The following is a 26,287-nucleotide window of genomic DNA, read 5'->3' on the forward strand; positions in this document are numbered from 1 at the left end:
TTCACGTTGTTTGTTTCGTTCAGTTTTCAAAGAACTACTTGGTCGCTCATTTGCGACTTCCTTATGTTAACATCTTCGTTTTTCGATGTCAACTAAGTTTTTCAATTTCTTTTTTGTCGTTTTCTGCGTTTCCGCATCAGCGACGTTTATTAATTTACCATATACAAACTATTAACGTCAACACTTTTTAATAAAAAGTTCTTTTTCTTACATAACGAATACATTCCTCTGCGTTAGCAACTCTCCGAAATAAACAAAAAATGATTTTATATCTTTCTTCCATCGCCTTTTTTACAACTTCATGAATACGCTCATCTTCAAAATCAAATAAAAGTTCCTCTAACTCTCTCTTTAATATGTATTCCATCTCTTTTCTCTCTTCTTTTGTCAACATCAGCCCAAGCAAATGATCACCTCAATAATTCCTTACGTAACAATAAACGTTTCGCTCATTTTCACTTATTACAATCCTATCATTCATTATATCCACTACTTACGATATTAATCCTTTGTTCTCTTTTTTATATTTACAGCATATATGTAACTGAAAAGGATTGGACAAAGGGGCGTAATATTATGTTTTTCTTTTTTATTACGAGTAAGAGAACTTTTAAACACATTAGCTTAATAGTGATACTTTCCTTATTTACAGCATGGCTACTCTTTTTAAAAACATATTCACATGAATCTGCTTTTTCAACTGCTACAGGTCCTAAAGTAATTTACAAAGGAGATACCGCTAAAAAGCAAGTTGCATTTACGTTTGATATTAGTTGGGGAGACAAAAAAGCAATTCCAATCCTTGATACTCTTAAAGAAAGACAAATTAAGAATGCAACCTTCTTCCTTTCTGCTGCATGGGCCGAAAGACACCCCGATATTGTAGAGCGCATCATGAAAGATGGACACGAAATTGGTAGTATGGGTTACAATTACACATCCTATACTTCTCTAGAGACGAACGAAATAAGACGAGACCTTCTACGAGCACAAGATGTTTTTACAAAACTTGGGGTAAAACAAGTCAAGCTGTTACGTCCACCTAGTGGCGAATTTAACAAGGTAACCCTTAAAATTGCAGAATCACTTGGATACACCGTCGTGCATTGGAGTAATAATTCCAACGATTGGAAAAACCCAGGTGTAAATCACATCGTTTCCACCGTCTCTAATAATTTGAAAGGTGGAGATATTGTCTTATTACACGCATCCGATTCTGCCCTTCAAACAAATAGAGCTTTACCGCTGCTCCTGCAAAAATTAAAAAGTGATGGATATGAGCAAATATCCGTATCACAACTTATTTCCAACACAAGTACGAAAAGTGAAGATGTGAAATAGCTTCGTCCCTACTACTCTTCACGTATAAAAAGCTCTACTACCTTTCAAAAAGGTGGTAGAGCTTTTTTAATCACACCATTTCCAGTAATATAACTGCTGATATATAAAACCTCTCTCTATTAAGCAGATTTACTCGTTTTTCCGATTAAACGATGTAATACAAGTAATTGATATGCATTACATAACAATAGCGGTATAACCATTAAATATAACCAATCTGTATCATTAATCCGAAGCGCCGGTACCCATTCAAGAATCGTTACAACAACCATAAAGAACAGAGCTGGCACAAATGCTTTTTTATTTGTTTCTTTACTTTTTACATAAGCAACAATTGCTCCAAACACAAATAAAATTCCAGCAACAAGTATGTTATTCCCCAATGAGATTTCCCCATTTGCAATAAGTACAGATCTTAAATACACAAAATCAAATAATACGAATGCAATAAAAAAGAGCTGGACTGCATTCCATAAAGACGATGAGCGAAACATCCCTAGTCCAAAACGATGGATTGTTAAATATGCAAAGAATCCCATTTGACTTATAACGCTAAAAATAAATCCTACACCCATCAACCAGAAAGATACCGCTAAAATCTCCTTAACGTCGAAATTTTGAAAAAATTCATTGTACCTGTCCCACTCCAAAACAAAACCAATAATAACTGTGCTAATCCCACCAAGAAACAACGTCGTTAAAAATAGTCGTACCCACTTGCGGCTATTCACAACACATCCCCCATTATCCTTATATTTCTAATTAAATTGTATCAATGACAATTTCAAAAAGCTAGCCATGTTCATGTATAAATTCCTTAAAGATATTTATATTAAAAAGAGAGAACTGTGCTGAAAGGAGTTCCAACTTATGAAACGGATACTATTCATTTTCGTTTCTTCTTTTCTACTTATCGCACTTGTAGCATGCGCACAAGGAAAAGAAACGAAATCCGAACTAGATTACGATCAAACAAAGAAAATGATTGTTGATATTTTAAAAACAGATCAAGGTAAGAAAGCTATTCAAGATGTATTAACTGATGAAAAAATGAAACAAGCACTCATACTAGATGAAACAGTAGTAAAGAAAACGATTGAAGATGCCATGGTATCCGATAAAGGGCAACAATTCTGGGAAAAGCTCTTTAAAGATCCTGAGTTCTCATCAAAGTTTGCTAAAAGTATGGGGAAAGAACAAACCCAATTAATGAAAACCTTATTAAAAGACCCTGAATACCAAGCAGGCGTTATAGAAATTATGAAAAATCCTGAAGTAGAAAAAATGATGTTACAAACAATGAAGAGTAAAGAATACCGTCAATATCTACAACAAGTACTAACAGAAACTACTGAAAGTCCACTCTTCCAAGCCAAGATGATTGATATCATTAGTAAAGGTGTACAAAAGGCTGAAAAAGGTGGATCTGATAAGAAAGAAGCAGGTGGTGACGGCGGTTCTCAAGGCGAGAAGAAGGAAGAACAGTAAAAATAATAACTATAATAACGAGTGGACAATGTATAAATTGTCCACTCGTTATTACTTTATCTTGCTATTAACAGACAAAATGGCCCTCTAGTTAAGCGAAAGGTTTACTAGTTGTTGCCAGTAACAGATGAGCCCCACTGATTAAAGTTTCGCTTTATTTTTGTGTAACAGCTGTTTTATCAATTACTGTTTCAGCTATTTTACTATAAATAATGCCGGTTGTATGTGTATCTTCATATACCGAAGGAGCAAAGTCTTCTTTATTCCAATCGGGTTGTTGCAGTGGAATACGCCCAAGAACATTTGTTTGTAGTTCGGTAGCTAACTTATCTCCCCCACCTCTTCCAAATACATATTCTTTCTCACCAGTTACCTTACTTTCAAAATATGCCATGTTCTCAACAACACCGAGAATACTATGTTCAGTGCGTAATGCCATCGCTCCAGCACGCGCTGCTACAAACGCAGCTGTTGGATGCGGCGTCGTTACAATAATCTCTTTGCAAGATGGCAACATTGAGTGCACATCTAACGCAATATCACCTGTGCCTGGTGGCAAATCTAATACTAAATAATCTAAATCGCCCCATTCTACTTCTGTGAAGAAGTGGTTTAACATTTTCCCAAGCATAGGTCCTCTCCAAATAACGGGTGCATTATCCTCTACAAAGAAGCCCATTGAGATTACCTTTACACCTAAACGTTCCACCGGAATTATCTTATCACCTCTTACGATGGGACGTTTTTCTATCCCCATCATGTCTGGCACACTAAAACCGTAAATGTCCGCATCAATAATACCAACTTTTTTTCCTAAACGAGCTAAAGCAACTGCAAGGTTAACGGAAACGGTTGATTTTCCCACGCCACCTTTTCCACTCGCTACTGCTAAGAATGTCGTTTTTGAATTTGGTGACAATAAAGATTCACTTTGCTCTGCTTCTTGTTCTGGTGCAAACTGAGCTAATTCCTCTTCTGTAAATTCTGCAAAACGAAGTCCAACTGTTGCTGCTCCAAGTTCTTTTAATAACTTTACAATTCCAGACTGCAACTGCATTTGTTCCGCTGTACCAGTTTTTACGATTGCAATTTTGACACTCACATGTTCCTTCTCAGGCTTGACTGTTACCTCTTTAATTGCACTTGTTTCTTTTAATGTTTTATGTAAAAACGGATCTACAATCCCTTCTAACGCTTCAACCACTTGTTCTTTCGTTACCATAATTAGCCCAGCCCCCTGTATGAAAAATAACGTAATGTTAATTGAATTTATCTCTGCTTATTCTTGAAATAAATGCGTTTACATTTCCAGTATAACATATTTTCCGAAAACTTCGTTAACGAGAGAAACTCAAAAAAATCCTCCTTATTCTGGAGGATTTCCTTTTTCCGTGAAATAGCGTAATATACCCCGGTATATTGCAGCCGCTACCTTTTGCTGATATTTCTCCGAATTTAACATATACCTTTCGTTCACATTCGATAAAAAGCCGGCTTCAATTAAAGCACCTGGTGTTTTAGAATACTTTAATAAATACACATGCGAAATTGTCTTAGCAGAACGATTCGTGTTCTCTAAACTTGTTCTCAATTCAGCCTGTATAAATTTTGCAGCACGTTCATTTTCAATTGAAGAGCGGTAATAGAACGTTTGTGCGCCTTTTGATCCACTACTAGTTAAAGCATTTAAATGAATACTTGCAAAAAAGTCTACATCAGGTTTATTGATGATTTCTACACGTTTTTTTAAATCCTCTGCTTTACGTCTACTATATGACTTTGTATCTTTGTTAGCTAAATCATAATCTCCCTCACGCGTTAAAATAACTAGTGCACCTTGTTCTTGTAAATAGTCTTGTACCTTTTTTGTAATTTCAAGCGTAATATCCTTTTCTATAATATCCTTTCCTCCAACAGCCCCTCCATCTGGTCCACCATGACCAGCATCTAATACAATTACTTTCCCTGATAAGGGTAAATTCCAAGCTCGCCACGATTTTGTAATTTGAAATTCTTGTTTGACTAAAAAAAACAATACAACCGCAGCGAGTGCAAAAGAGATAATTCGAATTCTCTTCATACCTTTCCTCCTCCAGCTAGTCCCTCTAATTACTTATATGGGACAAGAGGAAAGTTTATGCTTGTCTTAATGAAGCTTTAATCGATATCTTCTTTCACCTTTTTCATACCCTTCTTGCCACCACAATCCTATAAACTGCTGACAAGATTCAAAAAGTAATTCCTCATCTTTCAACTTTATTTCTCGCATAGTCATACTCGTTAAAAATTGAAATAGCGTTTCAGTTAATTGTTGTTCTTCTTCTAAAGCTCTATATTTCACATCAAAAAACGATTCACCATAATAACCAAATTTACTATATCTCGCTCCTAATAAATAAGATTCTATCCCTAATTCAATACAGTAATCTTCATACTGACGATGAAGCTCTTGCATTTGAAAGGCATCACGAATATTTGAACGTAATGTTTTTAATGATAATTCCCGCAACATCTTCCGCTCGTATTTTAACTGCTTTTCTTTTTGTTTTTCTTGTAAGCTGACAATGACATTCATAGTACTTATAAACCTCCCTAATACGTATTAGTCTAAACTTCTAAAGAAGAAGCATACGCGCGGTGGTAGCACTAAAATATTCCAAGCTATAAAAATTACAAAAGAGGAATGAAACATAAAAAAACCCCAACCAAAATGGTTGGGGTTTGTAGTTCGCAAAAATTAACGTTTTGAGAACTGAGGTGCACGACGTGCGCCTTTAAGACCGTATTTTTTACGCTCTTTCATACGTGCGTCACGAGTTAATAGACCTGCACGTTTTAGTGTTAGACGGTATTCTGGATCAGCTTTTAATAAAGCGCGAGAAATACCGTGACGAATAGCACCAGCTTGACCAGTGTATCCACCACCATTTACGTTTACAAGTACATCGTAGTTACCTAAAGTTTCTGTTGCAACTAGAGGTTGTTTCACTACTTCACGTAATGCAGCAAATGGGATATAGTTTTCAAAATCACGACCGTTAATGATAACGCGTCCTTCGCCTGGAACTAGGCGTACGCGCGCTACTGAACTCTTACGACGTCCAGTGCCATAGTATTGAACCTGTGCCAAAGTAAGCCCTCCTTTAATTAATTATCCGCGAAGTTCGTAAACTTCTGGTTTTTGTGCTTGGTGTGGATGCTCTGCTCCAGCATACACGTTAAGTTTCTTAGAAACTTGACGGCCTAAGCGTCCTTTTGGAAGCATGCCTTTAATTGCAAGCTCTAACATTTGTACAGGGTAGTTTGTACGCATTTCAAGAGCTGTTCTTTGCTTAAGTCCACCTGGGTGGTTAGTGTGACGGTAGTAAATTTTATCGTTTAATTTATTACCTGTTAAATGAATTTTCTCAGCGTTAATAATAATTACATGATCACCCGTGTCAACGTGTGGTGTAAATGTAGGTTTGTTTTTACCACGTAAAATGGATGCTACTTCAGTAGATAGGCGACCTAAAGTTTGACCTTCAGCATCAACCACATACCATTTACGCTCAACTTCGTTAGCTTTTGCCATAAAAGTCGTACGCATGTGTTTCCCTCCTCGTTATCTTTTCCATAGAAAAAATCTATTGTTTATCTTAAACACGATTTCCTTCCGGGGCTAATCGTGGTTTTAGAAACAATACCATATGTTATGATATACTTTTGAGTTTCTAATGTCAAGCAAATGTTACACCAGGATTAGTTGTTATAGTTTACCTCCCATAGGTAAAGCCCATGACCTGGAGCCATCTTTCCAGCAAACTGACGATTTTGTTTCGCTAAAATCTCTGGAATGCTATCAGGATCAAGCTTTCCTTGCCCTACGTTAAGTAACGTACCAACAATAATTCTGACCATATTATATAAAAATCCATTACCTACAAAACGAAAAATTAATTCATCGTCTTGCTCAATTAACTCGATTTCATAAATTGTTCGCACTTTATCTTTTTTGTCAGTTTTTGCCGAACAAAAAGAAGTGAAATCATGCGTTCCAATAAAATACGGAATTGCTTTTCTTATTTTTTTGATTTCGAGCGGATATGGATATTGATATACGTAATTTCTACGGAATACATCCGCAGTCTTTGATAATAATACACGATAACGATATTCTTTTTTCTCAACACCGTAACGTGCATGAAACTCTTCTGTTTTTTTCTCTACTTGCCTAATAACAATATCATCTGGCAACATTGTATTTAAAGCGTTACTCCATTGCCACTCTTCAAGAGACAAAGGAGTATCAAAGTGTATGACTTGTCCTTTTGCATGAACCGTAGAATCTGTTCTACCAGATGCCTGAACACGAACAAGTTCTCCCTTATGCAATTTCTGTAATGCTTTTTCTATCTCCTGTTGAACAGTACGATGCTTCGGCTGAATTTGATAACCACAAAAATGCATGCCATCATATGCAACCGTACATTTTATTCTATCCATTTCTCTATTCTCCATTACGATCGCACCCATGCCAAAATACAAGCTAAACAAAATAAGCTTACAATCGTTACTGTATCGCTTGTTTTCCAGCGTAGTTGCCTAAATTTAGTACGTCCTTCACCACTTTGATATCCACGAGCTTCCATCGCAATAGCTAAGTCCTCTGCACGCTTAAAAGCACTGATAAACAGAGGAACAAGCAGTGAGATAATAGCTTTCATTCTATCTTTTATCGGTCCCCCAGCGAAATCAATACCACGTGATGCTTGTGCTTTCATTATTTTACTCGTTTCATCCATTAATGTCGGAATAAAACGAAGAGAAATTGACATCATTAATGCGATTTCATGAACAGGAACCTTTATACGCTTCAACGGCTTTAATAACGTCTCCAAACCATCTGTAATTTCAATAGGTGTCGTCGTTAACGTTAATAATGTCGTCATTAAAATAATAACGAAGAATCGTACAGAAATGTATATCCCTTGCTCTAATCCTTTTTCATGTATCGAAAACCAACCAAGCTGGAGTAGTACATCCCCCTCTTTATTTGTAAAAATATGCAGGAAAAATGTAAAAAGAAAAATCCATAAAATTGGTTTTAAGCCCGAAAGTACATAACGAATCGGCACTTTTGCAAAAAATAAAGCAATGAGTGCATATAAAAATAAAAATCCATATGAAATCGCATTATTTGCTAAGAAAACAACAAATACATATAAAAAGACAATCAGCAGCTTCGTACGTGGATCAAGTTGATGAATAAGTGAATTCCCTGGGATATATCTCCCAATAATCAACTGCTGCATGATTCATGACCACCTTTTCGTAACACCTGCACAACTTCATGAGTAAGATCCTCTAAAGATAAGGTAGCCTTTGGAATTGAAATACCAAACTTCTCTTCAATTGCACGTTTATACTTTAATGACATAGGAAGATCCACACCAATTTTCTCTAGTTCATCAGCATGTGAAAATACTTCCTCTGCACTTCCTTGCAAAAAGACCGTTCCTTTATGCATAACTACAATCTGCTCCGCATACTGAGCGGCATCCTCCATATTATGCGTTACAAGGATAACTGTAAGCCCCTTCTCCTTATGCAACTTATAAAACATCTGCATAAGTTCGTTCTGCCCTTTTGGATCTAGACCTGCTGTAGGTTCATCTAATACAAGCACTTCAGGTTCCATCGCCAATACACCCGCTATCGCAACACGCCTCATTTGCCCGCCACTTAACTCAAACGGTGAACGTGTTAACAGTTCTGGCTCTAACCCTACAAGTTCAATTGCCTCTCTTGCCTTTTGCTTCGCTTCTTCTACAGATACCCCAAAATTAGTAGGGCCGAAACAAATATCTTTCTCCACAGTCTCTTCAAACAACTGATGTTCTGGGAATTGAAAGACAACCCCTACTTTTTTACGTAGTGGCTTTAGCTTTTTTTCTTTCTTTCCTGCCGAAATCAAATGTTCACCAATTTGAACTGTACCATTTGTCGGCTGCAATAAACCATTTAAATGTTGAATCATCGTCGACTTACCTGAACCAGTATGACCGATAATGGCATAATAGCCCCCACTTGGAAACGACACGTCTACATCATAAAGTGCGCGTCTTTCAAATGGAGTTTTATATTGATAACGATGTTCTACTTTTTGGAATGTAATCTCCAAAGTTCGTTCACCAAGCTTTCCATTGTAAGATGCGTATTTTGCAAAAGAATTTCATTTCTTTTTAATAATTCTGCTATTTTCACCGAAAACGGTACATCTAAGCCAATTTCTTGGAGCATATGAGAGGATTTGAAAATTTTTTCTGGAGTCCCTTCCTCTAATATTTCTCCCTTATTTAAAATAATGACACGATCTGACTGTGCCGCTTCTTCTAAATCGTGTGTAATTGATAGCACAGTAATACCTTTTTGATTAACAAGTTGTCTAACCGTTTCTACTACTTCACGTCTTCCTTGAGGATCTAACATTGACGTTGCTTCATCTAATATTAAAATAGATGGCTGAAGTGCTAAAACGCCTGCTATTGCCACTCGCTGCTTTTGCCCACCAGATAAGGAATGAGGCTCATCATTAAGAAAATCTTCCATACGGACAAGTCGTAAGGCCTGTTCTAATCTTTCAATCATTTGTTCTCTGGGCATTCCGATATTCTCTAAGCCAAATACAACATCATCTTGCACTGTTGTTCCAACAAATTGATTATCTGGATTTTGAAATACCATTCCAATTTGTTTTCGAACATCCCATACCGTTTCCTCTGATAAAACCATTGAATCATTTACTGTAATAGTCCCTGCTTCCGGCAAAAACAAACCATTCAATAATTTTGCAAGTGTAGACTTTCCTGAACCGTTTTGTCCAATAATAGATACCCATTCTCCCTCATATAAGGAAAATGAAACATCTTTTAATGCATACGTGGCTGCCCCAGGATATTGAAATGATATATTTCCTATCCGAAGTTTCTCTTTTTTCAATAGAAGGCACCCTTTCCTTCGCCAAGCTCGCCTATTTTTATATTTAAAAAAAAGGGCCATGACCAGTTTCTTGAAAAGAACTGTCCTGCCCTTTTAATTATCATTATACTAACTCGATAATTACCATTGGTGCTGCGTCTCCGCGACGTGGACCAATTTTTGCAATACGAGTGTATCCGCCTTGGCGCTCAGCATAGCGTGGAGCTACATCAGCGAATAATTTTTGAAGTGCATCTTGACCAGTCTCAGCGTTAGCTACTTCATTGCGAATGAAAGCTGCTGCTTGACGACGAGCATGAAGATCTCCGCGTTTACCTAAAGTGATCATTTTTTCCACTACAGAACGAAGTTCTTTTGCACGAGTTTCTGTCGTTTGGATGCGCTCGTTGATAATTAAATCAGTAGCTAAGTCACGTAACATAGCTTTACGTTGCGCACTTGTACGGCCTAATTTTCTGTATGCCATTCGTAGTTCCCTCCTTTGTTCATGGGTTTAAATCCTCAGTCGTCTTTACGTAAACCTAAACCTAATTCCTCAAGTTTATGTTTAACTTCTTCTAAGGATTTACGTCCTAAGTTACGAACTTTCATCATATCTTCTTCTGTTTTGTTCGCAAGCTCTTGTACAGTATTAATTCCTGCACGTTTTAGGCAATTATAAGAACGAACAGAAAGGTCTAGTTCTTCGATAGTCATCTCAAGAACTTTCTCTTTTTGATCTTCTTCCTTCTCGACCATAATCTCAGCATTTTGTGCTTCATCAGTTAAACCAACAAAGATATTTAAATGCTCAGTTAAGATTTTGGCACCTAAAGAGATAGCTTCTTTTGGCCCGATGCTTCCATCCGTCCATACATCAAGCGTAAGCTTATCATAATTAGCCACTTGTCCGACACGTGTCTTTTCCACTTGGTAAGTCACACGTGATACTGGAGTATAAATAGAATCAATAGGAATTACTCCTATTGGTTGATCTTCGCTTTTATTTGCATCAGCTGGCGTATACCCACGGCCACGCTTTGCAGTTAAACGCACGCGGAAATGCGCATCTTTTGCTAACGTTGCAATGTGTAAATCTGGATTTAAGATTTCTACATCACTATCGTGAGTAATATCAGCAGCTGTGACAATACCTTCGCCCTGCACATCAATTTCCAACGTCTTCTCTTCTTCAGAGTAGATTTTAAGAGCTAACTTTTTCAAGTTTAAGATGATCGTCGTAACGTCTTCTACTACGCCCTCAACTGTTGAAAATTCATGTAATACGCCATCGATTTGGATAGCAGTAACAGCGGCACCAGGGAGTGAGGATAAAAGAATACGACGTAAGGAGTTACCCAAAGTAGTACCATATCCACGCTCAAGCGGTTCAATTACGAATTTACCATATTTAGCATCTTCGTTAAGTTCAACCGTTTCGATTTTCGGCTTTTCGATTTCAATCATTAACTAAACCCTCCTTCAAAACGTCGAAACCCCGGTTAAACAAAGGTATAACCCCTGTCTAACCGAAAGTCCCCCTTAGGCAGTTCCCGATTGTGCACAACAAGCGATGTTTCTGTACGAAATTTCTCGATAATGCATCATATCCATTATAGACAAAAGGGAAAATTCTATACAGAAAAATTACACACGACGACGTTTTGGCGGACGACATCCATTATGAGGAACTGGAGTAACATCTCTAATTGCTGTTACTTCTAGACCTGCAGCTTGAAGAGCACGAATTGCAGCTTCACGACCAGCACCAGGACCTTTAACAGTAACCTCTAAAGTTTTTAAACCGTGCTCCATTGCAACTTTAGCAGCAGCTTCAGCAGCCATTTGCGCAGCGAATGGAGTAGATTTACGAGATCCACGGAAACCAAGTGCACCAGCACTAGACCAAGAAAGCGCGTTACCGTGAGTATCTGTAAGTGTTACGATTGTGTTGTTGAAAGTAGAACGAATATGAGCTATACCAGCTTCGATATTCTTTTTCACACGTTTTTTACGAGTGTTTGTTTTACGTGCCATTGTTAGTTCAACCTCCTTTACTTATTATTTCTTTTTATTTGCTACTGTACGACGTGGACCTTTACGTGTACGAGCATTGTTTTTAGAATTTTGACCACGAACTGGTAAACCACGACGGTGACGAAGACCACGGTAAGAACCGATCTCCATTAGACGTTTAATGTTAAGAGATACTTCACGACGAAGGTCTCCCTCAACTTTAATACGATCGATAACATCACGGATACGTCCTAATTCGTCTTCCGTTAAATCACGAACTCGTGTTTCTGAAGAAATACCAGCTTCAGTAAGAATTTTTTCAGCAGTTGTGCGACCAATGCCGAATACGTAAGTTAAAGAAATAACAACGCGTTTGTCTCGAGGAATATCTACACCTGCGATACGTGCCATTCTGAATGCACCTCCTTCTGATTAACCTTGTTTTTGTTTATGTTTAGGGTTTTCACAAATAACCATTACTTTTCCACGTCTACGAATAACTTTACATTTTTCGCAGATTGGTTTAACTGACGGTCTTACTTTCATGTCTCGAACCTCCTTAAAGATTACGGAGTGCTATATTATTTAAAACGGTACGTAATACGACCACGATTTAAATCGTACGGAGATAATTCTACCGTAACTTTGTCTCCTGGTAAAATACGAATGAAGTTCATACGGATTTTACCAGAAACGTGAGCCAATACGACATGCCCATTCTCTAATTCTACTTTGAACATAGCATTTGGCAACGTTTCAAGAACGGTACCTTCGACTTCAATTACATCATCTTTAGCCATTCAATAGTTCTCCCTTCTTCAAATCAGTAACATTTTACACTGCTCTGAAATCCCGGAGAGCCAGCTACTTATAAAGTGGTAAGGATTTCGTATCCTGCTTCTGTAAGAGCAATCGTGTGCTCAAAATGGGCACACCATTTACCATCTACCGTTACCACTGTCCAGTCATCAGATAGTGTTTTTACATATCGTCTTCCTTGATTCACCATCGGCTCAACACAGATGACCATTCCCGGCTTTAATCTAGGGCCTCTATTTGGTGGACCATAGTGCGGGATTTGAGGGTCCTCATGTAAGTCTTGCCCGATTCCGTGACCAACATACTCCCTAACGATCGAGAATCCATTCTCTTCAGCATGGGTTTGAACCGCATGTGAGATATTTGATAATCTCTCGCCTGGTTTTACTTGTTCTAGACCAAGATACAACGATTTTTCTGTGACATCAAGTAGCTTTTGAACAGATTCAGAAATGTTTCCAACTGGATACGTCCATGCAGAATCTCCATGGTACCCATTGTATTTCGCACCAATATCGATACTGATGATATCGCCCTCTTTGAGCTTGCGCTTTCCTGGAATTCCGTGTACAAGCTCTTCATTTACAGAAGCACATATGCTCCCCGGAAATCCGTTGTATCCTTTAAAAGATGGCGTAGCACCATATTTTTGAATCGTCTTTTCCGCTATTTGATCGAGCTCTTTCGTTGTAATTCCTGGAGTAATGTGCTGTTTCAACTCTTGATGAGTTAAAGCAACGATTCTGCCAGCTTCTCGCATGATTTCTATCTCGCGAGGAGTTTTGCAGATGATCATTACGCTAAGCCTCCGATGAGAACATCGATATCAGCAAATACTTTATTGATATCTTGCTCACCATTAATGCTTTTTAAGTAACCAAGCTCGTCGTAGAAATCAAGCAAAGGTTTTGTTTGCTTAATATTCACATCTAAACGATTTGCTACAGTTTCTTCATTGTCATCAGAGCGTTGGTATAATTCGCCACCACATTTATCGCACACATCAGCTGTTGCTGGTGGATTGAATTCTAAGTGGTAAGTCGCACCGCACTCTTTACAAATGCGACGGCCTGTAAGGCGTTTTAATAACAACCCTGAATCCACATTAATGTTTAAAACATAGTCGATTTTTTTGCCAAGATCTTTCATAATCTCTTCAAGAGCTGATGCTTGTGCAACAGTTCGTGGGAAACCGTCTAGTAAGAAACCTCTTACGCAGTCTTCTTGACTTAAACGTTCACGAACAATTCCGATTGTAACTTCATCTGGAACAAGTGCACCTTTATCAATAAAAGATTTTGCTTGTAGACCCATTTCAGTTTCAGCCTTCATAGCTGCACGGAACATATCTCCTGTTGAAATGTGAGGGATGTTATACTTGGCTACAATCTGTTCGGCTTGTGTACCTTTACCAGCACCAGGAAGCCCCATTAAAATTAAGTTCATCCTTGTTCCCCCTCAGTACATGAGCATGTAGGGAAGATGGTTCTTCCCACTTACTCACTGCTTGATAAACCCTTTGTAATGGCGTTTTACCAGTTGGCTTTCTAGCTGCTTCATTGTTTCTAAAGCAACGCCGACAACGATTAACATACTCGTTCCACCAATCTGTGCAGATGGAGGAAGATTTCCCAATTTCGTAAAGATAACTGGTAAGATTGCAATCGCTGCTAGGAAAATTGATCCTACAAAGGTCAAACGATACAAGATTTTTGTTAGATATTGTTCTGTATTCTTACCCGGACGAATACCTGGAACATATCCACCTTGCTTGTTTAGATTCTCTGACATTTGCTCTGGATTAACCTGAACAAACGCATAGAAATATGTGAAGGCTACAATGAGCGCAACATATATGATCATTCCCACTGGGTGAGAATAGTTAAAGTTTGCAATAATCCACTGCGATACATCATGTTTCGGGAAGAACTGTGCAATAGTTGGAGGCGTAATTAAGAATGAAACAGCAAAAATGACTGGAATAACACCCGCACTATTTACCTTAAGCGGTAAATGTGTGTTTTGTGCTCCAGCATGATTCCCATTCCCTCCTGTTACACGCTTCGCGTATTGAATTGGGATCTTTCTAACAGCTTGTTGAATGAAAATAACACCAACAATAACTGCTAGCACAGCTAGTAAAATCAATGCAACTTTAACGATACTCATGAACAATTGATCTCCGATATTTTGAAACTGTTGTTGATACACTTGAGATATAACACTTGGGATCGCTGCAGCAATACCGCCAAAGATAAGGATGGAAATACCATTACCCACACCTTTAGCTGTAATCTGTTCGCCTAACCACATTAAAAATGCAGTACCAGCAGTCAGTACCGTAGCAATGTATAAATAAGTGCTCCAACCAGGATTCAAAATTAATTGCCCACCTACCATACCGTTAAAACCGATTGACATACCAAACCCCTGAATAAACGCAAGAACAATTGTAAAGTAACGCGTGAATTGCGTTAGTTTACGACGGCCCATTTCACCTTGCTTCGACCATTCCGAAAATTTAGGAACAACATCCATCTGCAATAATTGCACGATGATGGATGCTGTAATATACGGCATGATTCCCATCGCAAAGATGGAGAAGTTTTTCAAGGCGCCACCGCCAAATGTATTTAGAATACCTAAAGCATTTAATTGGTCTTGTGCTTTCAGTACGTCTCCATTTGTAAATGGCACTGGGATAAACGTGCCAATCCTGAATACGATTAACATCGCTAAAGTGAATAATATTTTACGTCTTATCTCAGCAACGCGCATAAAGTTGGAGATTGTACGAAACATTAGATCACCTCAACTGATCCGCCAGCTGCTTCAATTGCTTCTTTAGCACTTGAAGAGAACTTGTGCGCTTTAACAGTTAGTTTTTTCTCTACTGCTCCGCTTGCAAGAATTTTAACACCGTCGTTTAACTTGCTGATAACGCCAGTTTCCAGCAATAATTCAGGTGTTACTTCTGTACCATCTTCAAAACGATTTAACGTTGATAAGTTTACAATAGTAAACTCTTTACGGTTAATGTTTGTGAAGCCGCGTTTTGGTAAACGACGGAATAATGGAGTTTGACCACCTTCGAAGCCAAGACGAACACCGCCACCAGAACGTGCGTTTTGTCCTTTATGACCTTTACCAGCAGTTTTACCGTTACCAGAACCGATACCACGACCGACACGGTTACGTACTTTACGAGAACCTTCTGCAGGTTTTAATTCATGAAGTTTCATTCCCAGGCACCTCCTTATATTAATGAGTTATCCTTAAGCTTCTTTTACAGTTAAAAGGTGAGAAACTTTGTTGATCATACCAAGAATAGCAGGAGTTTCTTCCTTAACTACAGTTGAATTCAACTTTTTAAGACCTAAAGCTTCTACCGTCGCACGTTGATCTTGTGGACGACCAATTACACTACGAGTGAGGGTAATTTCTAACTTTTTCGCCATTTGTTTTCCCTCCTTAACCTAGTAGCTCTTCTACAGATTTACCGCGTAATTTTGCAACATCTTCAGCGCGCTTAAGTTCGCTTAATCCGTTCACAGTAGCGCGAATCATGTTGATTGGTGTGTTAGAACCAAGAGATTTCGAAAGAATATCTTGTACACCAGCTAATTCAAGTACCGCACGAACAGGTCCACCAGCAATAACACCAGTACCTTCAGCAGCAGGTTTTAAGAATACTTCACCAGCTCCAAAGTGACCGTTGATTGTGTGTGGAATTGTTGTACCAACTAATGGTACAGCGATTAAGTTTTTCTTAGCGTCTTCGATAGCTTTGCGGATTGCGTCTGGTACCTCTTGTGCTTTACCAGTACCGAATCCAACATGACCGTTTTTATCGCCAACTACAACTAGTGCAGCAAAGCGGAAACGACGACCACCCTTAACAACTTTCGCGACACGATTTATCGTAACTACACGTTCTTCAAGTTCTAATTTACTTGGGTCAATGCGATGCATCAATTTTCCCTCCTTTGACCATTAAAATTGTAATCCAGCCTCACGAGCAGCTTCAGCTAGAGCTTTAACACGGCCATGGTATAAGTAACCACCGCGATCAAATACTACTTCTTTAACGCCTTTCTCTACAGCACGCTTAGCAACTGATTCTCCAACTTTCGTAGCAGCTTCAGTATTGCTAGTACCGTTAAGAGCAAGGTCTTTATCAAGAGTAGATGCACTTACTAACGTTACACCATTCACATCATCAATAACTTGAGCGTAAATATGTTGGTTAGAACGGAACACGTTTAAACGTGGACGCTCTGCAGTACCAGTAAGTTTAGCACGTACACGTGCATGTCTTTTCTTACGAGTCGCATTTTTATCAGCTTTAGTGATCATTTTCTTGTCACTCCTTTCTCTCACCTAACGGGTTTACTTAGCAGTTTTACCTTCTTTACGACGAACAACTTCGCCTTCGTAACGAATACCTTTACCTTTGTAAGGCTCAGGAGCACGTACAGCACGGATGTTAGCAGCAAATTCGCCAACACGTTGCTTGTCGATACCTTTAATTACGATTTTAGTTGGTGCAGGTACTTCAACTTCAAGACCTGCTTCCGGAGTCATTTCTACTGGATGAGAATAACCTACGCTTAAAACAAGTTTATCTCCTTGTTTTTGAGCACGGTAACCAACACCGACTAATTCAAGTCCGCGTGCGAAACCTGCAGTTACACCTTCAACCATGTTTCCGATTAAAGCACGAGTTGTACCGTGTAATGCACGGTGTTCCTTCTGTTCAGATGGACGCTCAACTGTTAGTGTATTTTCTTCAATTTTGATAGACATATCAGCATTGAATTTACGAGTTAATTCACCTTTAGGGCCTTTTACTGTTACAGTATTGTCTTCTGCAATTGTAATAGTAACACCTGCAGGGATTTCAAGAATCTTTTTACCAATACGAGACATGTGGTCACACCTCCGTTCGTTTTAAATATATATTACCAAACGTATGCTACTACTTCTCCACCAGTTTGTAATTGACGAGCGTCTTTGTCTGTCATTACTCCCTTAGATGTAGAAACAAGAGCGATACCTAATCCGTTAAGTACACGTGGTACTTCGTCAGCTTTAGCGTAAACGCGTAAGCCAGGTTTACTGATACGTTTTAATCCAGTGATTACACGTTCATTGTTTGCACCATATTTCAGGAAAATACGAAGGATACCTTGTTTGTTATCCTCGATGTATTCTACATCACGAATGAAACCTTCACGTTTTAAAAGTTCAGCGATCTCTTTTTTGATTTTAGAAGCAGGAACCTCTAATTTCTCATGACGTACCATGTTCGCATTACGGATGCGAGTAAGCATGTCTGCAATTGGATCTGTCATCACCATGTGTTTTACCTCCTTCCCATTTGTGGGTTTTACCAACTAGCTTTTTTAACACCAGGAATTTGACCTTTATATGCAAGTTCACGGAAACAAATACGGCAAAGTTTAAATTTGCGGTATACAGAATGCGGACGACCGCAGCGTTCGCAACGTGTATACTCTTGTACTTTAAACTTAGGAGTACGCTTTTGTTTCGCTATCATAGATTTTTTAGCCACGTTTTCGCCTCCTCTACTTAGCGTTGGCTTCCATTATTTTTGGAATGGCATACCGAATTGTGTTAAAAGTTCACGAGCTTCTTCATCAGTTTTCGCTGTAGTAACGATTACGATGTCCATACCGCGTACTTTGCTTACTTTATCATAATCAATCTCAGGGAAGATAAGTTGCTCTTTAACACCTAATGTGTAGTTCCCACGACCATCGAATGATTTCTTAGAAACACCACGGAAATCACGTACACGTGGTAAAGAAACCGATACTAATTTGTCGAAGAACTCATACATTTGCTCGCCGCGTAAAGTTACTTTCGCACCGATTGGCATACCTTCACGAAGACGGAAACCAGCGATTGATTTTTTAGCACGAGTTACAACAGGTTTTTGACCTGCGATTTGTGTTAATTCTTCTACTGCATTGTCTAAAGCTTTTGAGTTAGATACCGCGTCACCAACACCAGTGTTGATTACGATCTTTTCGATTTTCGGTACTTCCATCACAGATTTATAGTTAAACTTGCTCACTAGAGCAGGAGTAATTTCCTTTTGGAACTTCTCTTTAAGGCGATTCAATGAAGTGACCTCCTTTCTTAAGAAAATTATTTATCTAATAATTCACCAGATTTTTTTGCAATACGAACTTTTTTACCATCTTCTACTTTGAAGCCTACGCGAGTAGGTTCACCTGTTTTCGGATCTAAAATCATAACGTTAGAAACGTGAATAGGTGCTTCTTTAGTAATAATTCCACCTTGTGGATTTAATTGAGATGGCTTAGAGTGTTTTTTAACGATGTTAACACCCTCAACGATAACACGGTTTTGCTTTGGGAAAGCCACAAGGATAACGCCTTGTTTTCCTTTGTCTTTACCAGTGATTACCTGTACTTTATCACCTTTTTTTACATGCATCTTAATTCTGCACCTCCTTAGCAAGGCAATACCTTAAATTATAGAACTTCTGGAGCTAAAGAAACGATCTTCATGAAGTTGCTATCACGTAATTCACGAGCTACTGGTCCGAAGATACGAGTACCACGTGGGCTCTTATCGTCTTTAATGATAACCGCTGCGTTTTCATCAAATTTGATGTAAGAACCGTCCGGACGACGAGCTCCGCTCTTCGTACGTACTACTACTGCTTTAACAACGTCACCTTTTTTAACAACGCCACCTGGTGTTGCTTGTTTTACCGTAGCAACGATAATGTCACCAATGTTAGCATATTTACGACCAGAGCCGCCTAATACTTTAATTGTTAAAAGTTCACGTGCACCAGAGTTGTCAGCAACTTTCAAACGAGATTCTTGTTGGATCATGTTATGAAACCTCCCTTCGGACTAAAAATTCCGATTCGTCTATTTAGATAATAACCGCTTCTTCAACGATTTCAACTAAACGGAAACGCTTAGTAGCAGAAAGCGGGCGAGTTTCCATGATTTTAACGATATCGCCAAGTTTCGCTTGGTTTTGCTCATCATGGGCTTTGTACTTCTTAGAATACTTAACACGTTTTCCGTACAAGGAATGAGTTTTGTAAGTTTCAACTAAAACTGTAATCGTTTTGTCCATTTTGTCAGACACTACACGACCAGTATAAACTTTGCGTTGGTTACGTTCGCTCACTATGCAAACCTCCCCTCAATTTATCGATTAATTCCGATCTCTCTTTCACGAACTACAGTTTTCATACGAGCAATTGCTTTACGCACTTCACGAATGCGAGTTGGATTCTCTAATTGTCCTGTAGCAAGTTGGAAGCGAAGATTAAACAACTCTTCCTTTAAAGCTTTAACTTTTGTTTCGATTTCGGCAGTGGTTAATTCACGAATATCATTAGTTTTCATTAGATTCACCACCATTTTCTTCACGTTTTACGAATTTACATTTCACAGGTAACTTGTGAGCTGCAAGACGTAATGCTTCGCGTGCTACCTCTTCAGATACACCCGCGATTTCGAACATAATTTTCCCAGGTTTTACTACTGCTACCCAGCCTTCTGGTGCCCCTTTACCGGAACCCATACGTACTTCTAGAGGTTTTGCAGTGTAAGGTTTAGAAGGGAAAATTTTAATCCATACTTTACCGCCACGTTTCATGTAACGAGTCATTGCACGACGAGCAGCTTCGATTTGACGGTTTGTAATCCATGAAGCAGCTTGTGCTTGTAAACCGAATTCACCGAAAGCAACTTCAGTTCCACCTTTAGCACGACCACGCATTTTACCACGATGCTCTCTACGATATTTTACGCGTTTTGGCATTAACATATTATTTTCCTCCTTCCTCAGAAGCTTTCTTTTTTGTAGGAAGGACTTCTCCACGGTAGATCCATACTTTTACGCCTAATTTACCGTATGTTGTATCAGCTTCAACTGCTGCATAGTCAATATCAGCGCGAAGTGTATGAAGTGGAACAGTTCCTTCACTGTAAGATTCTGCACGAGCGATATCAGCTCCGCCAAGACGACCAGAAACCTGTGTTTTAATACCTTTAGCACCTGCACGCATAGCACGTTGAATAACTTGCTTTTGTGCACGACGGAATGATACACGGTTTTCTAATTGACGAGCGATGTTTTCGCCTACTAATTTAGCGTTAAGATCAGCTCTCTTAACTTCTAAAATGTTGATGTGTACACGCTTGCCTGTTAATTGGTTAAGAGCTTTACGAAGTGCTTCAACTTCAGTACCACCTTTACCAATTACCATACCAGGTTTTGCAGTGTGAATTGTAACATTTACACGATTTGCTGCACGTTCGATTTCTACTTTAGCAACAGCAGAATCTTTTAAGCGTACATTAATGTACTCACGGATTTTGATGTCTTCATGTAATAATGTAGCGTAATCTTTCTCAGCGAACCAACGAGATTCCCAGTCACGGATAACACCGACACGAAGACCAATTGGATTAACCTTTTGACCCATCGATTATCCCTCCTTCTTTTCTGATACCACAACTGTAATGTGGCTTGTGCGTTTGTTAATTTGGCTTGCACGACCCATTGCACGTGGACGGAAACGTTTCAACGTTGGACCTTCGTCAACGAAGACTTTTTCAACAACTAGGTTGTTAATGTCCATCTCATAATTGTGCTCTGCATTTGCGATTGCAGATTTTAAAACTTTTTCTACAACTGGAGAAGCAGTTTTTGGTGTGTGGTTAAGGATAGCAATCGCTTCACCCACTTGCTTACCTCGGATTAAGTCTACTACTAAACGAACTTTACGAGGAGCAATACGAACTGTTCTCGCTACTGCTTTAGCTTGCATTGAAGTGCCTCCTCTCATTATCTTCTAGTTTTCTTATCGTCAGCAAGGTGACCTTTATACGTACGAGTTGGTGCGAATTCACCTAACTTATGGCCAACCATATCCTCAGTGATGTACACAGGTACGTGTTTACGACCATCATATACAGCGATTGTGTGTCCGATGAACTGAGGGAAGATTGTTGAACGGCGAGACCAAGTTTTAACAACTTGTTTTTGCTCAGATGCAACTAATTTTTCCATTTTGCTCATTAAGTGATCATCGACAAATGGTCCTTTTTTTAAGCTACGAGCCATTTTGGTGCCTCCCTTCGTGATTGGCGTACGGTTCTAGAAATGAACCGTACTACAATCCCATTATTTTTTACGACGACGAACGATGAATTTGTCAGACGCTTTGTTTTTCTTACGAGTCTTGAATCCAAGAGTTGGTTTACCCCATGGAGACATTGGAGACTTACGTCCGATTGGAGAACGTCCTTCACCACCACCGTGTGGGTGATCAACCGGGTTCATTACAGAACCACGAACTGTTGGGCGTTTACCTAACCAGCGAGAGCGACCTGCTTTACCGATTTTGATAAGTTCGTGTTGTTCGTTACCTACTTGACCGATTGAAGCGCGACAAGCAGATAATACAAGACGTACTTCACCAGAAGTTAAACGTACAAGTACGTATTTACCTTCTTTACCAAGTACTTGAGCAGATGTACCAGCAGAACGAACTAATTGTCCGCCACGACCAGGCTTAAGCTCGATGTTATGAACAACAGTACCTACTGGAATGTTGATTAATGGTAATGCGTTACCGATTTTGATGTCAGCTTCTGGGCCAGACATAACTTCCATACCTACTTCTAAAGATTTAGGAGCAAGAATGTAACGTTTTTCACCGTCAACGTAGTTAATTAATGCGATATTCGCAGAGCGGTTTGGATCGTATTCGATCGTAGCAACGCGTCCTGGAATTCCATCTTTGTTACGCTTAAAGTCGATGATACGGTATTGACGCTTATGTCCGCCACCTTGATGACGTACAGTAATTTTACCTTGGTTATTACGACCAGCCTTCTTGCTTAAAGGAGCAAGTAATGACTTTTCGGGTCTGTCAGTCGTGATTTCAGCGAAATCATTCGTAGTCATATTACGACGACCGTTAGTAGTTGGATTATACTTTTTAATTCCCATCTCAATTTCCCTCCTTCTTTAGTAAGAATTAAACGCCTTGGAAGATTTCGATTTCTTTGCTGTCAGCAGTTAGCTTAACGATTGCTTTACGACGACGGCTAGTAAAACCAGCGTGACGACCAACGCGTTTTGCTTTCGGCTTGTAGTTCATGATGTTCACTTTTTCTACTTTAACACCAAAGATCGCTTCAAGAGCATCTTTAACTTCTGTTTTATTAGATTTAACGTCCACATCGAACGTGTATTTTTTTTCAGCCATCATTTCCATAGAACGTTCAGTGATAACTGGGCGCTTAATGATATCACGAGGATCTCTCATTATGCAAGCACCTCCTCTACTTTTTCCACTGCCGCTTTTGTCATGATTAGCTTATCATGATGAAGCACGTCTAAAACGTTTACGCCATCAGCAGTGATTACTGTTACTCCAGGGATATTGCGAGCAGATAACTCTACAGATTCGTTTGCATCAGCAGTTACGATAAGAGCTTTCTTCTCAACAGTTAATCCTTTAAGTACTGCTAGCATGTCTTTTGTTTTTGGTGCATTTAACACTAGGTCTTCAAGAACTACAATGTTGTTCTCAACTACTTTAGTAGCTAATGCAGATTTGATTGCTAAACGACGAACTTTCTTAGGAAGTTTGTACGCATAGCTTCTTGGTGTAGGTCCGAATACCGTACCACCACCACGCCATTGAGGAGAGCGGATAGACCCTTGACGAGCACGTCCAGTTCCTTTTTGACGCCATGGTTTACGACCACCACCGCGAACTTCAGAGCGAGTTTTTACTTTGTGTGTACCTTGACGTAAAGATGCACGTTGCATCATTACAGCTTCGAAAAGTACAGCTTCATTTGGTTCGATACCGAAAATAGCTTCAGCTAATTCGATTTCACCAACCTGTGAACCAGTTTGGTTATATACAGTAACTTTTGGCATTGGAATTCCTCCTTCCTATTGTGAATTATTTGCTAACCTTCACAGCGCCTTGAACAACTACAAGAGATTTCTTAGCACCTGGAACGTTACCTTTTACTAGTAATAAGTTGCGCTCAGTGTCAACTTGAACGATTTCTAAGTTTTGGATAGTAACTTGGTCTCCACCCATACGTCCAGCAAGTTTTTTGCCTTTGAATACACGGTTCGGAGCAACTGGGCCCATTGAACCTGGACGACGGTGATAGCGAGAACCATGAGACATAGGTCCGCGAGATTGTCCGTGGCGTTTGATAACACCTTGGAAACCTTTACCTTTAGAAATTCCTGTTACGTCAACGATTTCACCTGCAGCGAAAACTTCAACTTTTACCTCTTGACCAACCTCTAATCCGTCCACGTCTGCATCGCGGATTTCGCGAATGAAGCGCTTAGGAGTTGTAGATGCTTTAGCAGTGTGGCCTTGTTCAGGTTTGTTAGTTAACTTTTCACGTTTATCTTCAAATCCTAACTGGATTGCATTGTAGCCATCAGTTTCAGTTGTTTTCTTTTGAAGAACAACGTTTGGATTAGCAGCGATAACTGTTACTGGGATTAACTCACCGTTCTCAGCAAATACTTGAGTCATACCGATCTTTCTTCCTAAGATTCCTTTGGTCATGAGTTACACCTCCTACATTTTTAAGTTATATAATTTATAGTTTGATTTCGATATCTACACCAGACGGTAAGTCTAAACGCATTAATGAATCTACTGTTTGTGGAGTAGGACTCACGATATCGATTAAACGTTTGTGTGTGCGCATTTCGAATTGCTCACGAGAATCTTTGTACTTATGAACAGCACGAAGAATTGTGTAAATAGTCTTCTCAGTTGGTAATGGGATCGGACCAGAAACTGTTGCCCCAGAACGCTTAGCTGTTTCTACAATTTTCTCAGCTGATTGATCAAGAATACGGTGATCATAAGCTTTTAAACGGATACGAATTTTTTCTTTTGCCATTATTTTCCCTCCTTCGTTCGCCTATTTCTAAAATAGACCTTCTCCATGGAAATTTCCCCACACCATGCCATGGCAAAGCGGCCGGGTGTGTCAGCAACCTTCCACTTCATCGCAGTCAAAGACCAACATTGTCTATTATACAATGTTATTCGTCTAGATGCAAGCATCTTTTTGTTTGCATCTGCTTTTCTCTACTTTTGCTATTATACATGGCACTTTAAAGAATTTCAAGTTTTCATCTAACAGAATTCGTTTTACAGTTTCTGGATTATCTTTTGTTGTTTTTATATTACTATAGAAGAAACTCGTCAAAACAAAAAAACACACTCTTCTTCTTTATATAAACACAAACAAAAAACCTAAGGGAAAATCCCTTAGGTTTTTTTATATCAGCTAAGATTACTCAACGATAGTAGCAACTACACCGTAACCTACTGTACGTCCACCTTCACGAATAGAGAATTTAGTTCCCTCTTCGATAGCGATTGGAGCGATAAGTTCGATAGTCATTTCGATGTTGTCACCAGGCATTACCATTTCAGTACCTTCTGGTAATTGGATGATACCAGTTACGTCAGTTGTACGGAAGTAGAACTGAGGACGGTAGTTAGCGAAGAATGGAGTGTGACGTCCACCTTCTTCTTTAGATAATACGAAAACTTCAGCTTTGAATTTAGCGTGTGCTTTTACAGAGCCAGTTTTAGCAAGAACTTGTCCACGTTGGATGTCTTCACGAGCAACCCCACGAAGAAGAGCACCGATGTTGTCTCCAGCTTGAGCTTGGTCAAGAAGTTTACGGAACATTTCTACACCAGTTACAGTTGTAGAAGCATTCTCTTCAGCAAGACCGATGATTTCTACTACGTCACCAACTTTAACGATTCCGCGCTCTACACGACCAGTTGCAACTGTACCACGACCTGTGATAGAGAATACATCCTCGATAGGCATTAAGAATGGTTTGTCAGTTTCACGTTCTGGAGTTGGGATGTAAGCATCAACTTCAGTCATTAATTCAATGATTTTTGCTTCCCAATCAGCTTCTCCTTGAAGAGCTTTAAGAGCAGAACCTTTGATTACAGGAATGTCGTCGCCTGGGAATCCGTATTCAGATAATAGGTCACGAACTTCCATTTCTACTAATTCTAATAATTCTTCGTCGTCTACCATGTCGCATTTGTTTAAGAATACAACGATGTAAGGAACACCTACTTGACGAGAAAGAAGGATGTGCTCACGTGTTTGAGGCATTGGGCCATCAGCAGCAGATACTACTAAGATACCGCCGTCCATTTGAGCAGCACCAGTGATCATGTTTTTAACATAGTCAGCGTGACCTGGGCAGTCAACGTGTGCATAGTGACGAGTTTCAGTTTCGTACTCAACGTGTGCAGTTGAGATTGTGATTCCGCGCTCTCTTTCTTCTGGAGCAGCGTCGATTTGATCGTATCCGCGTGCTTCAGCACCACCAGCTTTTGCAAGAACTGTAGTGATCGCAGCAGTTAATGTAGTTTTACCATGGTCAACGTGGCCGATTGTACCGATGTTAACATGGGGTTTAGAACGTTCGAATTTAGCTTTAGCCATTCTAAATTCCTCCTTAGTTTATATAGGTTATTTTATATTTAGACTAGAAAGCGAAACTTACGTCCCACTTTCTAAGCTTACATAAGTAGTTATAC

The 26,287-nt window shown here is 39.2% G+C and carries 44 protein-coding genes; 2 read left to right on the top strand and 42 right to left on the bottom strand.

Translation table 11 applies throughout. The features are described 5' to 3' along the window. Nucleotides 1-187: 187 nt before the first annotated feature. Nucleotides 188-406: a hypothetical protein gene (locus AC1Q8M_RS26885; protein ID WP_000901145.1), complete on the bottom strand. Its 219-nt coding sequence runs from the start codon at nt 404-406 to the stop codon at nt 188-190. A gap of 170 nt (nt 407-576) precedes the next feature. Between AC1Q8M_RS26885 and pdaB the strand changes: the two genes are divergently transcribed. Continuing rightward, the gene (gene pdaB, locus AC1Q8M_RS26890) at nt 577-1,341 is read left to right on the top strand and encodes a polysaccharide deacetylase family sporulation protein PdaB (protein WP_000464718.1); all 765 of its coding nucleotides are present in this window, start codon (nt 577-579) and stop codon (nt 1,339-1,341) included. A 119-nt stretch (nt 1,342-1,460) separates the two neighbouring features. Here pdaB and kbaA read toward each other — a convergent pair whose 3' ends face one another. After that, nucleotides 1,461-2,072 (bottom strand): KinB signaling pathway activation protein KbaA, encoded by a 612-nt coding sequence (gene kbaA / locus AC1Q8M_RS26895; protein WP_001088531.1) that lies wholly within the window; start codon nt 2,070-2,072, stop codon nt 1,461-1,463. A 139-nt stretch (nt 2,073-2,211) separates the two neighbouring features. Here kbaA and gerD point away from each other — a divergent pair, with 139 nt between their 5' ends. After that, the gene (gerD, locus tag AC1Q8M_RS26900) at nt 2,212-2,829 is read left to right on the top strand and encodes a spore germination lipoprotein GerD (RefSeq protein ID WP_000821602.1); all 618 of its coding nucleotides are present in this window, start codon (nt 2,212-2,214) and stop codon (nt 2,827-2,829) included. Nucleotides 2,830-2,983: 154 nt separating this feature from the next. Here gerD and AC1Q8M_RS26905 read toward each other — a convergent pair whose 3' ends face one another. The 40 genes from AC1Q8M_RS26905 to tuf form a co-directional block, all read right to left on the bottom strand. After that, nucleotides 2,984-4,051 carry an Mrp/NBP35 family ATP-binding protein gene (locus AC1Q8M_RS26905; protein WP_000256623.1) on the bottom strand — a complete coding sequence of 356 codons (1,068 nt, stop codon included), beginning with the start codon at nt 4,049-4,051 and terminating at the stop codon, nt 2,984-2,986. 144 nt (nt 4,052-4,195) lie between these two features. After that, nucleotides 4,196-4,909, bottom strand: a complete 714-nt coding sequence (gene cwlD / locus AC1Q8M_RS26910) for an N-acetylmuramoyl-L-alanine amidase CwlD (protein WP_000822439.1) — start codon at nt 4,907-4,909, stop codon at nt 4,196-4,198. A gap of 66 nt (nt 4,910-4,975) precedes the next feature. Beyond that, nucleotides 4,976-5,404: a DUF2521 family protein gene (locus AC1Q8M_RS26915; RefSeq protein ID WP_001101005.1), complete on the bottom strand. Its 429-nt coding sequence runs from the start codon at nt 5,402-5,404 to the stop codon at nt 4,976-4,978. A 162-nt stretch (nt 5,405-5,566) separates the two neighbouring features. Continuing rightward, on the bottom strand, nt 5,567-5,959 hold the full coding sequence (rpsI, locus tag AC1Q8M_RS26920; RefSeq protein WP_000079986.1) for a 30S ribosomal protein S9: 393 nt from the start codon (nt 5,957-5,959) through the stop codon (nt 5,567-5,569). Between the two features lie 21 nt (nt 5,960-5,980). Then, nucleotides 5,981-6,418 (bottom strand): 50S ribosomal protein L13, encoded by a 438-nt coding sequence (gene rplM / locus AC1Q8M_RS26925; protein WP_001260795.1) that lies wholly within the window; start codon nt 6,416-6,418, stop codon nt 5,981-5,983. A 152-nt stretch (nt 6,419-6,570) separates the two neighbouring features. Then, entirely contained in the window at nt 6,571-7,314 is a 744-nt protein-coding gene (truA, locus tag AC1Q8M_RS26930) for a tRNA pseudouridine(38-40) synthase TruA (RefSeq protein WP_002094238.1), read from the bottom strand. A gap of 14 nt (nt 7,315-7,328) precedes the next feature. After that, nucleotides 7,329-8,123, bottom strand: a complete 795-nt coding sequence (locus AC1Q8M_RS26935; RefSeq protein ID WP_001186530.1) for an energy-coupling factor transporter transmembrane component T family protein — start codon at nt 8,121-8,123, stop codon at nt 7,329-7,331. Next, complete coding sequence (locus AC1Q8M_RS26940) at nt 8,111-8,992, bottom strand: energy-coupling factor ABC transporter ATP-binding protein (RefSeq protein ID WP_000406539.1); 882 nt, start codon at nt 8,990-8,992, stop codon at nt 8,111-8,113. Before AC1Q8M_RS26940 ends, AC1Q8M_RS26935 begins: the two co-directional genes overlap by 13 nt. Next, nucleotides 8,968-9,810, bottom strand: a complete 843-nt coding sequence (locus AC1Q8M_RS26945; protein WP_000711763.1) for an energy-coupling factor ABC transporter ATP-binding protein — start codon at nt 9,808-9,810, stop codon at nt 8,968-8,970. Before AC1Q8M_RS26945 ends, AC1Q8M_RS26940 begins: the two co-directional genes overlap by 25 nt. A 103-nt stretch (nt 9,811-9,913) precedes the next feature. Beyond that, the gene (rplQ, locus tag AC1Q8M_RS26950; protein ID WP_000331490.1) at nt 9,914-10,276 is read right to left on the bottom strand and encodes a 50S ribosomal protein L17; all 363 of its coding nucleotides are present in this window, start codon (nt 10,274-10,276) and stop codon (nt 9,914-9,916) included. Between the two features lie 35 nt (nt 10,277-10,311). Further along, complete coding sequence (locus AC1Q8M_RS26955; protein ID WP_000569643.1) at nt 10,312-11,256, bottom strand: DNA-directed RNA polymerase subunit alpha; 945 nt, start codon at nt 11,254-11,256, stop codon at nt 10,312-10,314. Between the two features lie 180 nt (nt 11,257-11,436). Continuing rightward, nucleotides 11,437-11,826 carry a 30S ribosomal protein S11 gene (rpsK, locus tag AC1Q8M_RS26960; RefSeq protein ID WP_000101797.1) on the bottom strand — a complete coding sequence of 130 codons (390 nt, stop codon included), beginning with the start codon at nt 11,824-11,826 and terminating at the stop codon, nt 11,437-11,439. A gap of 24 nt (nt 11,827-11,850) precedes the next feature. Beyond that, nucleotides 11,851-12,216, bottom strand: a complete 366-nt coding sequence (rpsM, locus tag AC1Q8M_RS26965; RefSeq protein ID WP_000090792.1) for a 30S ribosomal protein S13 — start codon at nt 12,214-12,216, stop codon at nt 11,851-11,853. A gap of 21 nt (nt 12,217-12,237) precedes the next feature. Then, nucleotides 12,238-12,351 carry a 50S ribosomal protein L36 gene (rpmJ, locus tag AC1Q8M_RS26970; protein WP_000868344.1) on the bottom strand — a complete coding sequence of 38 codons (114 nt, stop codon included), beginning with the start codon at nt 12,349-12,351 and terminating at the stop codon, nt 12,238-12,240. A 35-nt stretch (nt 12,352-12,386) separates the two neighbouring features. After that, nucleotides 12,387-12,605, bottom strand: coding sequence for a translation initiation factor IF-1 (gene infA / locus AC1Q8M_RS26975; RefSeq protein ID WP_001029884.1), 219 nt, complete (start codon nt 12,603-12,605; stop codon nt 12,387-12,389). 68 nt (nt 12,606-12,673) lie between these two features. Further along, nucleotides 12,674-13,420 carry a type I methionyl aminopeptidase gene (map, locus tag AC1Q8M_RS26980; protein WP_000582539.1) on the bottom strand — a complete coding sequence of 249 codons (747 nt, stop codon included), beginning with the start codon at nt 13,418-13,420 and terminating at the stop codon, nt 12,674-12,676. Next, a complete protein-coding gene (locus tag AC1Q8M_RS26985) occupies nt 13,420-14,070 on the bottom strand; it encodes an adenylate kinase (RefSeq protein WP_001048997.1) in 651 nt (216 codons plus the stop codon). Before AC1Q8M_RS26985 ends, map begins: the two co-directional genes overlap by 1 nt. A 54-nt stretch (nt 14,071-14,124) precedes the next feature. Next, nucleotides 14,125-15,426 (bottom strand): preprotein translocase subunit SecY, encoded by a 1,302-nt coding sequence (gene secY / locus AC1Q8M_RS26990; RefSeq protein WP_000490118.1) that lies wholly within the window; start codon nt 15,424-15,426, stop codon nt 14,125-14,127. Then, the gene (rplO, locus tag AC1Q8M_RS26995; RefSeq protein ID WP_000766083.1) at nt 15,426-15,866 is read right to left on the bottom strand and encodes a 50S ribosomal protein L15; all 441 of its coding nucleotides are present in this window, start codon (nt 15,864-15,866) and stop codon (nt 15,426-15,428) included. The genes secY and rplO overlap by 1 nt, the downstream gene beginning before the upstream one ends. A 33-nt stretch (nt 15,867-15,899) precedes the next feature. Then, nucleotides 15,900-16,082: a 50S ribosomal protein L30 gene (rpmD, locus tag AC1Q8M_RS27000; RefSeq protein ID WP_001085233.1), complete on the bottom strand. Its 183-nt coding sequence runs from the start codon at nt 16,080-16,082 to the stop codon at nt 15,900-15,902. Nucleotides 16,083-16,095: 13 nt separating this feature from the next. After that, nucleotides 16,096-16,596, bottom strand: a complete 501-nt coding sequence (rpsE, locus tag AC1Q8M_RS27005) for a 30S ribosomal protein S5 (RefSeq protein WP_000554646.1) — start codon at nt 16,594-16,596, stop codon at nt 16,096-16,098. A gap of 21 nt (nt 16,597-16,617) precedes the next feature. Further along, nucleotides 16,618-16,980, bottom strand: coding sequence for a 50S ribosomal protein L18 (gene rplR, locus AC1Q8M_RS27010; RefSeq protein ID WP_000628818.1), 363 nt, complete (start codon nt 16,978-16,980; stop codon nt 16,618-16,620). 33 nt (nt 16,981-17,013) lie between these two features. Next, a complete protein-coding gene (gene rplF / locus AC1Q8M_RS27015) occupies nt 17,014-17,553 on the bottom strand; it encodes a 50S ribosomal protein L6 (protein ID WP_000086551.1) in 540 nt (179 codons plus the stop codon). Nucleotides 17,554-17,585: 32 nt separating this feature from the next. Further along, a complete protein-coding gene (gene rpsH / locus AC1Q8M_RS27020; RefSeq protein WP_000245511.1) occupies nt 17,586-17,984 on the bottom strand; it encodes a 30S ribosomal protein S8 in 399 nt (132 codons plus the stop codon). Nucleotides 17,985-18,013: 29 nt separating this feature from the next. Further along, nucleotides 18,014-18,199, bottom strand: coding sequence for a 30S ribosomal protein S14 (gene rpsN, locus AC1Q8M_RS27025; RefSeq protein WP_001085700.1), 186 nt, complete (start codon nt 18,197-18,199; stop codon nt 18,014-18,016). 33 nt (nt 18,200-18,232) lie between these two features. Then, nucleotides 18,233-18,772: a 50S ribosomal protein L5 gene (gene rplE, locus AC1Q8M_RS27030; protein WP_001080829.1), complete on the bottom strand. Its 540-nt coding sequence runs from the start codon at nt 18,770-18,772 to the stop codon at nt 18,233-18,235. A 26-nt stretch (nt 18,773-18,798) separates the two neighbouring features. Continuing rightward, nucleotides 18,799-19,110: a 50S ribosomal protein L24 gene (rplX, locus tag AC1Q8M_RS27035; RefSeq protein ID WP_000558200.1), complete on the bottom strand. Its 312-nt coding sequence runs from the start codon at nt 19,108-19,110 to the stop codon at nt 18,799-18,801. Nucleotides 19,111-19,148: 38 nt separating this feature from the next. Further along, the gene (gene rplN / locus AC1Q8M_RS27040; RefSeq protein WP_000615912.1) at nt 19,149-19,517 is read right to left on the bottom strand and encodes a 50S ribosomal protein L14; all 369 of its coding nucleotides are present in this window, start codon (nt 19,515-19,517) and stop codon (nt 19,149-19,151) included. 43 nt (nt 19,518-19,560) lie between these two features. Continuing rightward, nucleotides 19,561-19,824 carry a 30S ribosomal protein S17 gene (gene rpsQ, locus AC1Q8M_RS27045; protein WP_000004106.1) on the bottom strand — a complete coding sequence of 88 codons (264 nt, stop codon included), beginning with the start codon at nt 19,822-19,824 and terminating at the stop codon, nt 19,561-19,563. Between the two features lie 20 nt (nt 19,825-19,844). Then, nucleotides 19,845-20,045 carry a 50S ribosomal protein L29 gene (rpmC, locus tag AC1Q8M_RS27050; protein ID WP_000855718.1) on the bottom strand — a complete coding sequence of 67 codons (201 nt, stop codon included), beginning with the start codon at nt 20,043-20,045 and terminating at the stop codon, nt 19,845-19,847. Further along, nucleotides 20,035-20,469 (bottom strand): 50S ribosomal protein L16, encoded by a 435-nt coding sequence (rplP, locus tag AC1Q8M_RS27055; protein WP_000928971.1) that lies wholly within the window; start codon nt 20,467-20,469, stop codon nt 20,035-20,037. Before rplP ends, rpmC begins: the two co-directional genes overlap by 11 nt. A 1-nt stretch (nt 20,470) precedes the next feature. After that, complete coding sequence (gene rpsC / locus AC1Q8M_RS27060) at nt 20,471-21,130, bottom strand: 30S ribosomal protein S3 (RefSeq protein ID WP_000529956.1); 660 nt, start codon at nt 21,128-21,130, stop codon at nt 20,471-20,473. A 3-nt stretch (nt 21,131-21,133) separates the two neighbouring features. After that, entirely contained in the window at nt 21,134-21,475 is a 342-nt protein-coding gene (gene rplV / locus AC1Q8M_RS27065) for a 50S ribosomal protein L22 (protein ID WP_001148024.1), read from the bottom strand. Nucleotides 21,476-21,492: 17 nt separating this feature from the next. After that, nucleotides 21,493-21,771 (bottom strand): 30S ribosomal protein S19, encoded by a 279-nt coding sequence (gene rpsS / locus AC1Q8M_RS27070; RefSeq protein WP_000124454.1) that lies wholly within the window; start codon nt 21,769-21,771, stop codon nt 21,493-21,495. Between the two features lie 60 nt (nt 21,772-21,831). Beyond that, the gene (gene rplB, locus AC1Q8M_RS27075; protein ID WP_000511583.1) at nt 21,832-22,662 is read right to left on the bottom strand and encodes a 50S ribosomal protein L2; all 831 of its coding nucleotides are present in this window, start codon (nt 22,660-22,662) and stop codon (nt 21,832-21,834) included. Between the two features lie 28 nt (nt 22,663-22,690). Further along, the gene (gene rplW, locus AC1Q8M_RS27080) at nt 22,691-22,981 is read right to left on the bottom strand and encodes a 50S ribosomal protein L23 (RefSeq protein WP_001205558.1); all 291 of its coding nucleotides are present in this window, start codon (nt 22,979-22,981) and stop codon (nt 22,691-22,693) included. Further along, entirely contained in the window at nt 22,981-23,604 is a 624-nt protein-coding gene (gene rplD / locus AC1Q8M_RS27085) for a 50S ribosomal protein L4 (RefSeq protein ID WP_001127258.1), read from the bottom strand. The genes rplW and rplD overlap by 1 nt, the downstream gene beginning before the upstream one ends. A 25-nt stretch (nt 23,605-23,629) precedes the next feature. Beyond that, entirely contained in the window at nt 23,630-24,262 is a 633-nt protein-coding gene (gene rplC / locus AC1Q8M_RS27090; RefSeq protein WP_000160209.1) for a 50S ribosomal protein L3, read from the bottom strand. Nucleotides 24,263-24,296: 34 nt separating this feature from the next. Next, nucleotides 24,297-24,605: a 30S ribosomal protein S10 gene (gene rpsJ / locus AC1Q8M_RS27095; protein ID WP_001040595.1), complete on the bottom strand. Its 309-nt coding sequence runs from the start codon at nt 24,603-24,605 to the stop codon at nt 24,297-24,299. A gap of 399 nt (nt 24,606-25,004) precedes the next feature. After that, nucleotides 25,005-26,192: an elongation factor Tu gene (gene tuf / locus AC1Q8M_RS27100; RefSeq protein WP_001029617.1), complete on the bottom strand. Its 1,188-nt coding sequence runs from the start codon at nt 26,190-26,192 to the stop codon at nt 25,005-25,007. Between the last annotated feature and the right edge of the window lie 95 nt (nt 26,193-26,287).

It is taken from the genome of Bacillus sp. GW823-FHT06A10, assembly GCF_058795375.1.